This window comes from Halolactibacillus alkaliphilus, assembly GCF_900115465.1.
In the GTDB taxonomy this organism is placed as follows: Bacteria; Bacillota; Bacilli; order Bacillales; family Amphibacillaceae; genus Halolactibacillus; species Halolactibacillus alkaliphilus.
The window spans coordinates 1-14,530 of record NZ_FOWN01000001.1 but is presented as its reverse complement, the minus strand read 5'-3'; the positions used below and the strand labels follow the sequence as shown (position 1 = coordinate 14,530).

The window sequence follows — 14,530 nt, the reverse complement described above, 5'->3', positions numbered from 1 at the left end:
TTAAAAAACTCCCATATAAACAGACAAAAGCCTCTACATGTATCATATCCATCACATAAATTGTTGATGATCGTTCAATTAGAATCATGTGATACGTTCTTGTTTGTCACCTGCTTAAAAAGTTTTGATTTAAACAATACATGAGTCAGACTTTTCTTCATCTCATGAAAATTCAAATCTTTCGTCGGTACACGCGCAATAATCACAAAATCATACGCTTGTTTCACGTCTTGGTCCAGTTCATGAAACGCTTGTCTTAAGTAACGTTTGATGCGATTTCTTACAACCGCATTACCAACTTTTTTAGAAACAGATAGCCCAATACGGAAATGTGTTTGATCTTGTTTAGGTAAGTAATAGAGAACGAGCTGACGATTGGCAAACGACGTCCCTCTTTTAAATACTTGTTGAAAATCATCATTTGATTTCAGTCGATATGCTTTCTTCATCTTCTTCTCCCCCTATCTGCTTACCGGTCATATATCAATTCAATGAGACAGCTGACTGCTCCCACAGCTAAAGCAGTGGATTTCCTTCGACGAAATTCTGGGATAAATATAATTAAACTGCCCCAACTAGTGTCTAAGCACTTGAGAAAGGCATCTTCTCTCCCAAAAAAATAACGCATGTTAACCGCTTCATTTCTATACTATTAAAAATGGGATGATCACCTCATGATTCTGTTTACCAGAGTCACATGAGCCACTCATCCCAACATCTTTTCCTCACTTAACGTGAAAAAAAGACCACTGTCGTTAGTCAGTGGCCTATGCTGATAATACTTTTCTACCTTTGCTACGACGACGTTTAAGTACAAGACGTCCATTTTTCGTGCTCATACGCTTACGGAAGCCGTGAACTTTTTTACGCTTACGATTGTTTGGTTGAAATGTGCGTTTCATTTATACTACACCTCCCTGAGGAATTTCTAACATTCATCTATTAGACAGCCTTATATATTATAAATAATACGAGACATGCCTGTCAATTATTATTCCTAGTGTTTACTCTACAATGTACTATAATAGCTTATTTTTTTCTTATTGTCACGTACTTTTTAAAGATTTATTAAAAAAAAAACGTCTATCCCCTACGTATGAGACGTATAGCCACTTTTTTATGTTAGTACTTTTAGTACATTCATTATTTTCATCTTCTTTAATAACTTGAAAATCAACGTTCTATTATCATTTTTCAATTTTTCAAGTACGTGTCCACACGCTGTCTTTTTGAGATATCCTCTAATGTAAATTACTACAACATTTTTTATCCACAAGGTGAACATTTTAGCTATTTTCAACATTATCCACAAGTTTTCCCTAACAGTTTTTTCGTTTTTTTATTATCCACAACAATTATCGACAAGTTAAACACACATTCATACCCTGTGGATGAATTAATTCAACAAGACCACCGATATGTGGATAACCATCAAAAGACCTTGCAAATTCACTCGATTTTTGATATTATTACTGTGTTTAACTCAGAAAAACATAAACGGCTTATAAAAACTATCCACAGGTGGTGGATAACCTGTGGACATTTATTCACATCTTCTGTGTAAACTTATCAACAATGGTGTGAGTATCATGGACAAGTGCTCCTATAACCTATAATGCATGTGTTTTATTATCCACAGACTAATTGCTAGAAAAACCTTTCGATCTTTATATAGATGGCGAGAGGTTTTTTATACTGAATGTCCTATTATTAAAGGTCTAAACGCTAAAAATGGTGATTTTAGTGACATACTAATCTATGAAGATATGAAGAAAGGAGCGTTTAAATGGAGAATATTGAAGAGCTCTGGGATAACACTCTAGAAGCGATTAAAGAAAAGGTCAGTAAACCTAGCTTTGATACTTGGCTTAAAAATACAAAAGCTGACCAATTAACCGACGATACATTAATTGTTTCAGCACCTAATGAATTCGCACGTGACTGGTTAGAGAATCGTTACACAAACCTCGTATCAGAAGCCATATTTGAAGTAACTGGCGCTAAACTAAAAACGAAATTTGTGATTCCTGAACATGAAACAGCGATTGAAGAACAAATGAAAGCCCCTATTAAACAGCCTAAACCAGCAAAAGACTATCAAGATCATCCAAAAACGATGTTGAATGATAAATATACTTTTGATACGTTCGTCATTGGGTCAGGTAACCGTTTTGCTCATGCCGCATCACTAGCCGTGGCTGAAGCCCCTGCTAAAGCATATAATCCCTTATTTATCTATGGAGGGGTCGGACTTGGTAAAACACACTTAATGCATGCCATTGGCCATTATGTATTGGATCATAATCCAGATGCCAAAGTCGTCTATTTATCATCTGAAAAATTTACAAACGAATTTATTAACTCGATACGCGACAACAAAGCTGAGAACTTTAGAAGTAAGTATCGTAATGTAGATGTATTGCTTATTGATGATATTCAATTTTTAGCCGGTAAAGAACAAACGCAGGAAGAATTTTTCCATACATTTAATACATTACATGAAGAAAGTAAACAAATTATCATCTCAAGTGATCGACCACCAAAAGAGATTCCAACGCTTGAAGACCGTCTACGCTCTCGATTTGAATGGGGACTTATCACAGATATAACCCCCCCAGACTTAGAGACACGCATTGCAATTTTACGTAAGAAGGCTAAAGCAGAAGGACTTGAAATTTCTAATGAAGTCATGCTTTATATTGCGAATCAAATAGATACCAATATTCGTGAGCTTGAAGGTGCGCTTATTCGTGTCGTTGCATATTCATCTCTCACAAATCAAGACATTGATCCATCACTTGCTGCGGAAGCATTAAAAGATATTATTCCAAATACACGACCAAAAGTTGTGACGATTCAACAGATCAAAGAGCTTGTGGGCGAACGTTATCAAATGAAATTGGCGGAATTTGCTGCTAAAAAGAGAACAAAATCAATTGCCTTTCCTCGCCAAATTGCGATGTATTTATCGCGTGAGCTAACTGACTTTTCTTTACCAAAAATAGGGGAAGAGTTCGGCGGACGTGACCATACCACCGTCATTCATGCACATGAAAAAATATCAAAAATGATTGATGAAGATCAGCTCCTTCAGCGAGATATTGAAGATATAAAAGAGCAGTTAAAGAATTTTTAAGTTTTTATCGTTGTGCACAGTGTTTATAACCTTACAGAGTTATAAACAAACTGTCCACACGTGGATAACTTCACAGTTGTAAGGGGTTTTATTAGTTATCCACATATCAACAGCCCCTATTACTATTACTACTAATTTTTATAATAATAATTAATATATATACTTCCACTAGGAGGAATTTTTCATTATGAAATTCATCATTCAACGTGAGCTATTATTAGAAAGTCTTCAACACGTCATGAAAGCTATTTCACCTCGTGTTGCTGTTCCAATTTTGACAGGCATTAAAATTGAAGCATTACCTACAGGTATTAAATTAACGGGTAGTGATTCAGATATTTCTATTGAGTCTTTTATTCCAAAAGAAGAAGATGGTCTTGTACATGTTGAGGACATCGAAACAGGCAGTATTGTTGTTCAAGCAAAATACTTTCCTGAAATTATACGTAAATTACCACTTAAAACAGTCGAAATATCAACAGATGACAACTATCAAATGACCGTTGTTTCTGGTGGGTCGGAATTTCACTTAAATGGACAAGATGCAATGGAATACCCACAACTCCCTGTCCTACATACGGATAATAGTTTTGAAATTAAACATGATGTCATGAAAGAAATGATTAAGCAGACGGTCTTTGCTGTGTCAACAGTAGAAACGCGTCCGATTTTAACAGGAGTAAATATGAAAATTGACAATGGTGAAATGACCTTTGTTGCAACAGACTCTCACCGTTTAGCTTCACGTTCAGTTAAACTTGCAGAAGACTTTGTTCATATTCAATTTAACAACATTGTTATTCCTGGAAAAAGTTTAGCTGAGTTAAATAAAATCATTGATGAATCAGATGACTCATTAACAATCAGTGTGGCAGACAATCAAATTTTATTCCAAACGAAAAATCTTTACTTCTTATCACGCTTATTGGATGGAAAATACCCAGAAACAGATCGTCTTATTCCTGAAGTAAGTAAAACGTCTGTTAAAGTAAAAACAAAAACATTGCTTCAAGCCATTGACCGAGCATCATTACTCGCAAAAGAAAACCGTAATAATGTCGTCAAATTAGAAACAAGAGATAATGCCTTACAAATCAGTTCAAATACACCTGAAGTTGGTCAAGTAACTGAGGATGTTATTACCGATCATATCGATGGTGAACAGCTAAAAATTTCTTTTAGTGCAAAATATATGATTGATGCCTTGCGTATTATTGAAGAAGATAATGTTATTGTTCACTTTACAGGAGCTATGCGTCCGTTTATCTTGTATCCGGAAAATAATGATCACATTTTACAATTAATTTTACCGGTACGTACTTATTAATTTTTGGCGTATTTGTTACTTGCCTTAAAACAAACGTATTGAAGAGGTATAGTAAATCTAAAAGAAGAGAATAATTCAAATAATAGAACATGGTAGAAGCGTGATAAAGATGAAAAAAGAAGCTTTCACGCTTCTTTTTTATGTTTTTAAGTGTTTTTCCCCCATTTCGATCAAATTTGAGTTAAAATAGTAAATAAGCAAAATAAAAGCGAATAGAGGCGGATTTGTGTAAATAAGACTTTTTAGTAAAATAGAAAGAGAAATAGATAGTGAGCGGTTTATGGCTTAAATACGTTAAGGGAGGAATAATTTAATGGCACAAGAAGAAATCAATATTCATTCAGACTATATTACGTTAGGTCAATTTTTGAAATTGGCTAATGTAGTTGAATCAGGTGGTATGGTCAAGCTATTTTTAAGTGAATACCCGGTATTTGTTAATGATCTACAAGATCAGCGACGAGGAAAAAAACTCTATCCAGGTGATGTCATTTCGATACCAGAGGTTGGTACATACACAGTGACAAAAGATAAAGAGTAAAAATGAACGATGAAAGTTAGGATAATAGATGTATATTGAACATATCACACTGACCCATTATCGCAATTACCCCTCTTTAACACTTGAGTTTGATCCGAAAGTGAACGTCATTATTGGAGAAAATGCTCAAGGAAAGACAAATTTGATGGAAGCTATCTATGTGCTTGCCTTTACTAAATCTTATCGGACATCAAAAGATAAAGAACTTGTGATGTGGGATGAATCTTATGCTAAAATAGAAGGTACGGTTTTTAAAAGGAATTACCATATACCGATGGAAATGCAATTCCAATCAAAAGGAAAAACAGCGAAGCTTAATCATCTAGAACAGAAAAGATTGAGTCATTATATTGGTGCTCTTAATGTGGTCATGTTTGCGCCTGAAGATTTAAATCTTGTCAAAGGTAGCCCGCAAGTTCGGCGTCGTTTTATTGATATGGAGATAGGCCAAGTAAAGCCCGTTTATATTTACCACCTTGGTCAATATCAAAAAATCTTAAAGCAACGCAATCATCTACTTAAAGATTTACAAAGGCGAAAAACGACTGATATAACCATGCTTGAAGTATTAACGGATCAGCTGATTACTCATGCGAGTGAGATTTTAATCCGTCGTTTTTTATTTTTAGACTTACTCTTAAAGTGGGCCCGTCCAATCCATCAAGGGATTACCCAAAATAAAGAGACGTTGACCATTGATTATGATACATCAATTGAAGTAGAGAAAACGGCTCCGATCGAAACGATTAAGCAAATATATCAAGAGACATTTAAACACAATCAACAAAAAGAGATTGACCGAGGGACAACACTCTACGGTCCGCATCGTGATGACTTAATTTTTTATGTTAATGGACGAAATGTGCAAACATTTGGTTCGCAAGGACAACAGCGTACAACGGCATTGTCATTGAAATTAGCTGAAATTGAATTAATTAAAAATGAAGTCGGTGAATATCCAGTACTCTTGCTTGATGATGTGTTAAGTGAGCTGGACCGTCATAGGCAAAGTCACTTGCTTAATACGATAAAAGATAAAGTCCAAACATTTGTTACAACAACGAGTGTTAACGATATTGAACATCAAACGATACAGACAGCGACCATCTTTCATGTAGATAATGGTCAAGTTATTTGCGAAGAAAGAAGGGAACACTAATGTTTATGCATATTGGCAATGACCAAGTCATTCAAACAGACGATATTATTGTCATGATTAATCAACAAGATATTGAAGTCTCTTCAATCAACGAAGAAATGATTGATTATGCTGAACAAGAAGATGACGAATTATCGTACGATGAGGATGTAGTGAAAACGATTATTTTCACCAAAGATGGTGTTTACTATAGTCCACTTGCCATCCAAACGTTAAAAAAACGGACAAGCATTAAAGCAATCCTCTCTCAACAAGAATCTTATTAATATAGATGTCTGAAAAATAAAGAAATGTAGGTGAATGTAGTGGCAATGGAAGAAAACTTAGAACAAGCATATGATGAGAGTCAAATACAGGTTTTAGAAGGTCTTGAAGCGGTAAGAAAGCGCCCCGGTATGTATATTGGGTCTACAGGTGAAAGAGGGTTACACCACCTTGTATGGGAGATTGTCGATAATAGTATCGATGAAGCATTAGCTGGTCATTGTGATCATATTCAAGTCATTATCGAAAAAGACAACAGTATTACTGTAATGGATAACGGACGAGGGATCCCAGTTGGGATCCACGAAAAGTCTAACCGTCCAGCTGTTGAAGTGATTATGACAGTTCTTCACGCCGGGGGTAAATTTGGCGGTGGCGGTTACAAAGTGTCTGGTGGTCTTCATGGTGTTGGGGCTTCGGTGGTAAATGCTTTATCCACATCTTTAGAAGTATATGTGCATCGTGATGGTAAGATATATTACCTTGATTTTAACCGTGGAAAATTAAACACAGAACTTGAAGTGATTGGTGAAACAGATATTACTGGTACAAAAGTTCACTTCACACCGGACCCAGACGTATTTGAAGAAACAACAGTTTATAATTATGAAACACTTCAAACACGCTTACGTGAATTAGCCTTCTTAAATAAAGGCTTAAAAATATCAATTGAAGATAAACGTACAGAAAATGACACGCCTATTTATGATGAGTTTTATTATGAAGGTGGCATTCGATCATATGTCGAGCATTTAAATGGTTCCAAAGAGGTACTACACGAACCCTTCTATGCTGAAAAAGAAGAACAGGGCATTGCAGTTGAAGTAGCGATTCAATATAATGACGGTTTTGCCAGCAATATTTATTCATTTGCGAATAATATCCACACATATGAAGGTGGTATGCATGAGTCAGGTTTTAAAACAGGTCTGACACGAGTAATCAATGATTATGCTCGAAAAAATAACCTGTTTAAAGATAATGATCCAAACTTAACAGGTGATGATGTTAGAGAAGGTTTAACAGCCATCGTCTCAATCAAGCACCCCAATCCTCAATTTGAAGGTCAAACGAAAACCAAGCTTGGTAATAGTGAAGTGAGAACGATCACCGACTCAACATTTAGTGATTTGTTTTCTTCATTCTTATTTGAGAACCCTAACACGGCAAGGATTATTGTTGATAAAGGTTTAATGGCTTCCCGGGCTCGTATGGCGGCAAAAAAAGCACGTGAATTGACTCGCCGAAAAGGTGCATTAGAAATTTCTAATCTACCAGGAAAGTTAGCTGATTGTTCAACACGTGACGCATCGAAAAGTGAACTGTACATTGTAGAGGGTGACTCAGCCGGTGGTTCAGCAAAGCAAGGGCGAGATCGACATTTCCAGGCGATTTTACCATTACGGGGTAAAATTTTGAATGTTGAAAAGGCGCGTTTAGATCGAATTTTATCAAACAACGAGATTCGTTCAATGGTGACAGCAATGGGGACAGGGATTGGTGAAGACTTTGATATTTCAAAAGCACGTTATCATAAAGTAGTCATCATGACCGATGCGGATGTTGATGGCGCGCACATTCGAACATTATTATTAACATTCTTCTATCGCTATATGCGTCCGTTAATTGATTACGGATATATTTATATTGCTCAGCCACCATTATATAAAATTCAACAAGGTAAAGCAGTGTACTATGCTTATAACGAGAAAGAATTAGAACGTATTTTATCAGAAATTCCAAAAGCACCACGTCCAGGTTTACAGCGTTATAAAGGTCTTGGTGAGATGAATGCAACACAATTGTGGGAGACAACGATGGACCCTGATAATCGAACATTACTTCAAGTGAATCTTGATGATGCGATTGAGGCAGATCAAATCTTTGATATGTTGATGGGTGATAAAGTCGAGCCGCGTCGTAATTTCATCCAAGAAAATGCCGTCTATGTGAAAAACTTAGATGTATAATTTTTAAGGTAAATAAGCGACGAAAATTAGTGATAAAAATGTGTCCTCAGTTGGATAGGAGGTAATTAAATGGTGGATCAACAGCGTCCCCAAGTTCAAGAAATAAATATTGGTAAAGAAATGCGAACATCTTTTTTAGATTACGCGATGAGTGTCATAGTTTCACGTGCCTTACCTGATGTACGTGATGGATTAAAACCTGTACACCGCCGGATTCTCTATGCAATGAATGATTTAGGTATGCACGCAGATAAAGCCTATAAAAAATCAGCACGTATTGTCGGTGATGTAATTGGTAAGTATCACCCTCACGGTGACTCAGCTGTCTATGAAGCAATGGTAAGGATGGCACAAGATTTTAGTTACCGTTACCCACTTGTGGATGGCCATGGTAACTTTGGTTCTGTCGATGGTGATCCAGCGGCAGCTATGCGTTATACCGAAGCAAAGATGTCAAAAATCTCAATGGAACTCTTAAGAGATATTAACAAAAACACGATAGATTATGCTGATAACTATGACGGTTCAGAACGTGAGCCGGTTGTATTACCTTCACGTTTTCCGAACTTACTCGTTAATGGTGCTTCTGGTATTGCAGTTGGGATGGCAACAAATATTCCGCCACACCAATTAGGTGAAACCATTGATGCTATTTTAGCAGTTAGTGAAAATCCGGATATTTCAATTGAAGAACTAATGGAAGACTACATTCACGGTCCTGACTTCCCAACGGGTGCGACCATTCTAGGACGATCTGGTATCCGTAAAGCTTATGAAACAGGGAAAGGTTCAATTACGATTAGAGCAAAGGCTGAAATTGAGGAACGCGCCAATGGTAAGTCGCGCATTCTCGTAACAGAACTTCCATACCAAGTAAATAAAGCAAAACTTGTGGAAAAAATTGCAGAGCTTGCTCGCGATAAGAAAATAGAAGGTATCACAGATCTACGTGATGAATCTGACCGTAACGGAATGCGTATTGTGATTGAATTGCGTCGTGATGCCAACCCCAATGTGCTGCTTAACAACTTATATAAACAAACGTCTCTACAAACATCATTTGGTATCAATATGCTTGCCCTTGTTGATGGTCAACCGAAAGTTTTGACGTTAAAACAAGCACTGGAACATTACTTAGAGCATCAAAAAGTGATTATTCGTCGACGGACAGAATATGAACTAGAAAAAGCAGAAGCACGTGCGCATATCTTAGAAGGCTTACGGATCGCCCTCGATCATATTGATGAAATCATTGCGCTTATTCGTGGATCTAAGACGGCAGATGAGGCACGTACGAGCTTAATTGAGCGTTTCAGTCTGTCAGAAAAGCAAGCACAAGCTATTCTTGATATGCGTTTGCAACGTTTAACTGGTTTAGAGCGAGATAAAATTGAAGGTGAATACGAAGAACTCCAAGCGCTAATTAAAGAGCTAAAAGCTATTCTTGGTGATGAAGTAAAACTTATTGAAATCATTCGTGAAGAGTTACTAGAGATTAAGACGAGATTTAATGATACACGTATGACAGAAATTGCTTCAGGAGGCTTTGATTTCTTTGAAGATGAAGATTTAATTCCAGAAGAAGATATTGTGATTACTTTGACGCACAAAGGTTATATTAAACGTCTACCAGCATCGACATACCGTACACAACGCCGTGGTGGTCGTGGTGTCCAAGGAATGGAGACAAATGAAGATGACTTTGTTGAACATTTAATTTCAACATCAACACACGATACGATTCTCTTCTTTAGTAATAAAGGTAAAGTATACCGATTAAAAGGGTATGAGATACCTGAATATGGTCGAACAGCAAAAGGGTTGCCAATTATTAACTTACTCGAGATAGAAAATGGTGAATGGATTAATGCGGTAATTTCAGTGAAAGAGTTTGTTGATGATCACTACTTGTTCTTCACTACAAAACAAGGTATTTCTAAGCGAACAGAGTTATCGCAGTTTGCGAACATTCGACGAAGTGGACTGATTGCCATAAGCTTGCGTGATGAAGATGAATTAATCTCTGTTCGATTGACTGACGGAGAGAAGAACATCATCATCGCAACCCATAACGGTGCTTTAATTCACTTTAAAGAAGATGCTGTTCGTTCAATGGGACGTACAGCTGCTGGTGTAAAAGGGATGTCCTTACGAGAAGGTGACTATGTCGTCTCAATGGAGATTTTAGAAGAAGATCAGTACGTGCTAAATGTTACGGAAAATGGTTACGGTAAACAAACACGTCAATCAGAGTACCGGATGATCAACCGTGGTGGTAAAGGAGTTGCGACTTGCAACATTACCGATAAAACAGGTAACGTTGTAGCGGTAAAAGCCGTTCGTGGCGACGAGGATTTAATGATTATCACAGAAAGTGGTGTTTTAATCCGTATGCCGGTTGAGTCTATTTCACAAACTGGACGTAACACCCAAGGTGTCAAACTTATTCGCTTAGGTGATGATGAAACGGTTGCGACTGTAGCTGTTGTTGAAAAATCGGAAGAGGATGAGGATACATCTGAAGTAACAACTGAAAATACCGAAGGAATAAACGTGTCATCTGATGTAGCAACTGAAGGTGCAGATGAATCAAAAGATGATGAAATGACCGAATAATATACGATAAATTTAACATGCTAAGCGAAAGGCTACTGTCTTTCGCTTAACGTGTCACAAGGGGTGAAAAGATGCGTGTCCATCCAAAACAACTCGTAGAAAAATGTGTCATAATGGATGATGTTTACAGTAAAGGACTTCAGCCAATTGTACCGAAAAATACTGTCGTCACCCCAATTATTCAAGAAGTACTTGACCGATTTATGATTCGAGAAGTTGAGGTTGAGGAATATTTAGAAGATGGGATGACATACTTTCCTTTGCCAATAGAGGCAATTGAGCAAACAAATGAAAAAGCACCAGCAACGCCGTTTATAGAGCACTACCATACCGTTGTTAAACAGTATGAAACATTCTATCAATTATGGCAAAGTGGCGTGCCACTTGATATGCATAAAGTAAGAGAAACCATTGTGCCACTAGTTGAGCGTACCGTGGATCATCAAAGAGAGGTTTTGTTGTTATTTAGAGAAGCAACAAAAGAACGTTATTTAGCACATCACAGTGTTGCTGTTGCCTTACTTTCAGGCTTATTGGCAAAGCAACTTGGTTATGAAAAAGACTGGATTCAAGTAGCTTTAGCTGGATTTTTAGCCGATAGTGGGATGGCGAAAATAAGTCAGCGTCTATTAAAGAAGCCGGAAGCACTCGTCCTACCTGAACAAGATGAAGTAAAAAAACATCCAACATATTCTTATCGCTACGTAGAAAAATGTGCCTCTTTATCAAGACAAGCAAAGCTTGGTATTATTCAACACCATGAAAAACTTGATGGATCAGGCTATCCAATGGGTGTGAAGCGAGATAAAATCCATCCATATGCGAAAATTATTGCGATTAGTGACAGTTACCACGCAATGATGACTGAACGTTTCTATCAAAAAGAAAAACGATTATTTGAAGCGGTATTAGATATGCGTCAAAAAGTGAATCAACAGTTTGACGATAAGTATTTATATCAATTCTTTTATATGTTAGAAAAACAATTTGAACAGCAGGTAGTGATGCTCTCTAGTGGAGAGCGGGCAGAGATTATAGAATTACACTTAAATAAAGATCCGCAAATTATTGTTCGTGTCTATCGAACGAATAATATTTATACTTTAACTCAAGACGCTTCACCTGAGATTACAACATTTATTTAAAGCCTCGTGCCCATTATTGATGAACTCCCATGTGAGAGTCATTTGGTTAAAGGCAATCGGCACGTCATATATAAAATAAGGCACGCTATCTATATTAAATAGAGAAAAGCGTGCTTAATTATTTCATTTAGGGAAAGTGTGCCATTTAAGGTTTTAATTTTACTAAATCATCCATTATATAATCAGTCTGAATATTAAGTCAATTAATACAACCGTTTTCCTGAAAAAAACTTTTGAAATCCGTGTAAAAAGGCTTGAAAAACACTAATGGTTGTCGTATTGTAAATAACAATAAGCTAAAACAGAGAGAAAAAACAGACAGTCTAAAATTACAGAGGAGGCGCAACATGAGGGAGGACAAATTTACAAAAGAAGGTTTAACATTTGATGACGTATTATTAATGCCAAGTAAGTCAGAGGTATTGCCACGAGATGTATCATTAAAAGTATCATTAGCTGACACATTGAAGTTAAATATGCCTTTGATTAGTGCCGGTATGGATACAGTGACAGAAGCTGAAATGGCAATTGCTATGGCACGTCAAGGCGGTTTAGGTATTATTCACAAAAACATGTCAATCGAAGATCAAGTAGAACACGTAGATCGTGTGAAGCGTTCAGAAAGTGGTGTTATTACGAATCCATTCTTCTTAACACCAGAAAATCAAGTGTTTGATGCTGAGCACTTAATGGGTAAGTTCCGTATTTCAGGTGTGCCAATTGTCAATAACCGCGAAGATCAAGTCTTAGTAGGTATTTTAACGAATCGTGATATGCGTTTTATTGAAGACTATTCTATTCTAATTAAAGATGTGATGACGTCAGATAATTTAGTGACTGCTAATGTTGGAACAACACTTGATGAAGCAAGTAAAATTCTTCAAAAACATCGTATTGAGAAATTACCACTCATTGATGATGCTGGTGTTTTAAAAGGTTTAATTACGATTAAAGATATTGAGAAAGTAATTGAATTCCCTAACTCAGCAAAAGATAGTCAAGGACGCTTGCTATGTGGTGCAGCTGTTGGTGTGACAGCTGATACTGAACTACGTGTAGAAAAACTGGTAGAAGCAGGCATTGATGCTTTAGTGATTGATACGGCTCATGGTCACTCTAAAGGTGTGCTTGATCAAGTTAAACATATGCGTGATCTTTATCCTGACCTTGTTATTATTGCAGGTAATGTGGCAACAAAAGAAGCAACCGTCGACTTAATTAAAGCAGGTGCAAGCGTTGTTAAAGTAGGGATTGGTCCAGGATCTATTTGTACGACGCGTGTCGTTGCAGGTGTTGGTGTGCCGCAAATTACGGCTATTCATGACTGTGCGGTTGCTGCGGCTGAATATAATGTACCAATTATTGCTGATGGTGGTATCAAATACTCGGGTGATATTGCTAAGGCACTTGCTGCTGGTGGACATGCGGTAATGTTAGGTAGCCTGTTCGCTGGAACAACAGAATCTCCAGGTGAAACAGAGATTTTCCAAGGGCGTCGTTATAAAGTATACCGAGGTATGGGATCTGTTGCTGCAATGAAATCTGGCTCTAAAGATCGTTACTTCCAAGATACGAATGATGCAAAGAAATTGGTACCAGAAGGAATCGAAGGTCGTATCGCTTATAAGGGACCACTTGCAGATACTGTCCACCAATTACTTGGAGGTTTGCGTGCAAGTATGGGTTACTGTGGTAGTGCTGATTTAGACGTTTTTAGAAATGATACACAGTTTGTACGTATGACGGGTGCTGGATTACGCGAATCACATCCACATGATGTTCAAATTACTAAAGAAGCACCGAATTATTCTGTTCAGTAAGTCGTTTCAAATATTTTAAAAAAGACTAAGTCCTGGTTACTATCTTTTACTAGAATTGATAGCAACGGGGCTTAGTCTTTTTATTTTTAATAAACAAGCACTTAATTTATCGTTTTAGAGCGAGAAGACACCTTCCTCAAGTGCGTTAGCACTAGGTGGGTGATGAATCGCTGGTTTTGAATATTTTTGAAGCGGCAAACGTATATTTTGCACGGTATAATTAAAACGTTAACAATGAACGCCGTAAAACGAAGGGAGGGTGAGCATCGTGGGCATGAAGGCCATTTTTTCAAATCGCTTATATAAGCATAAGATCGACCCTGATTTCGTTATGTCCATGGATCACACCCTCCGGGTGTTTAATCAAGCCAAACATTTTCGCTATCAAGCGGAGGTCCGTGAGCTTAGGGGCTTGAAAAAGAAAAGTTCCGTTTCCATCCGTAATAAAAAAGAACAAATCAGCGCCGTTAAAAGAAAAATAAAAGCGACGAAGGCGCGCTTGACGACACTTCAAAAAAGAAAAGGCTCTTTTGTCAAAGGAACACCGACGTT

General features: G+C 37.1%; 12 protein-coding genes. 10 read left to right on the top strand and 2 right to left on the bottom strand.

Translation table 11 applies throughout. The features are described 5' to 3' along the window. Positions 1-74 precede the first annotated feature (74 nt). Entirely contained in the window at positions 75-449 is a 375-nt protein-coding gene (gene rnpA, locus BM163_RS00065; protein ID WP_089798937.1) for a ribonuclease P protein component, read from the bottom strand. 318 nt (positions 450-767) lie between these two features. Further along, positions 768-902 carry a 50S ribosomal protein L34 gene (gene rpmH, locus BM163_RS00060; RefSeq protein ID WP_062322791.1) on the bottom strand — a complete coding sequence of 45 codons (135 nt, stop codon included), beginning with the start codon at positions 900-902 and terminating at the stop codon, positions 768-770. Positions 903-1,786: 884 nt separating this feature from the next. Here rpmH and dnaA point away from each other — a divergent pair. The 10 genes from dnaA to BM163_RS00005 form a co-directional block, all read left to right on the top strand. Then, positions 1,787-3,136, top strand: a complete 1,350-nt coding sequence (dnaA, locus tag BM163_RS00050) for a chromosomal replication initiator protein DnaA (RefSeq protein ID WP_089798934.1) — start codon at positions 1,787-1,789, stop codon at positions 3,134-3,136. 187 nt (positions 3,137-3,323) lie between these two features. Continuing rightward, a complete protein-coding gene (dnaN, locus tag BM163_RS00045) occupies positions 3,324-4,463 on the top strand; it encodes a DNA polymerase III subunit beta (protein ID WP_089798932.1) in 1,140 nt (379 codons plus the stop codon). Between the two features lie 313 nt (positions 4,464-4,776). Beyond that, on the top strand, positions 4,777-5,004 hold the full coding sequence (gene yaaA / locus BM163_RS00040; protein ID WP_089798931.1) for a S4 domain-containing protein YaaA: 228 nt from the start codon (positions 4,777-4,779) through the stop codon (positions 5,002-5,004). A 28-nt stretch (positions 5,005-5,032) separates the two neighbouring features. Next, positions 5,033-6,163, top strand: coding sequence for a DNA replication/repair protein RecF (gene recF / locus BM163_RS00035; protein ID WP_089798929.1), 1,131 nt, complete (start codon positions 5,033-5,035; stop codon positions 6,161-6,163). Then, complete coding sequence (gene remB / locus BM163_RS00030) at positions 6,163-6,429, top strand: extracellular matrix regulator RemB (protein ID WP_089798927.1); 267 nt, start codon at positions 6,163-6,165, stop codon at positions 6,427-6,429. The genes recF and remB overlap by 1 nt, the downstream gene beginning before the upstream one ends. A gap of 45 nt (positions 6,430-6,474) precedes the next feature. Beyond that, positions 6,475-8,397 carry a DNA topoisomerase (ATP-hydrolyzing) subunit B gene (gene gyrB / locus BM163_RS00025; RefSeq protein ID WP_174787616.1) on the top strand — a complete coding sequence of 641 codons (1,923 nt, stop codon included), beginning with the start codon at positions 6,475-6,477 and terminating at the stop codon, positions 8,395-8,397. A gap of 69 nt (positions 8,398-8,466) precedes the next feature. Then, positions 8,467-11,013, top strand: a complete 2,547-nt coding sequence (gene gyrA, locus BM163_RS00020) for a DNA gyrase subunit A (RefSeq protein WP_089798923.1) — start codon at positions 8,467-8,469, stop codon at positions 11,011-11,013. 71 nt (positions 11,014-11,084) lie between these two features. Then, positions 11,085-12,158, top strand: a complete 1,074-nt coding sequence (locus BM163_RS00015; protein ID WP_089798921.1) for an HD-GYP domain-containing protein — start codon at positions 11,085-11,087, stop codon at positions 12,156-12,158. 347 nt (positions 12,159-12,505) lie between these two features. Continuing rightward, positions 12,506-13,978 carry an IMP dehydrogenase gene (guaB, locus tag BM163_RS00010; RefSeq protein WP_089798919.1) on the top strand — a complete coding sequence of 491 codons (1,473 nt, stop codon included), beginning with the start codon at positions 12,506-12,508 and terminating at the stop codon, positions 13,976-13,978. Between the two features lie 268 nt (positions 13,979-14,246). Next, the coding region (locus BM163_RS00005) for a hypothetical protein (protein ID WP_373855131.1) at positions 14,247-14,530 on the top strand (284 nt) is incomplete at its 3' end.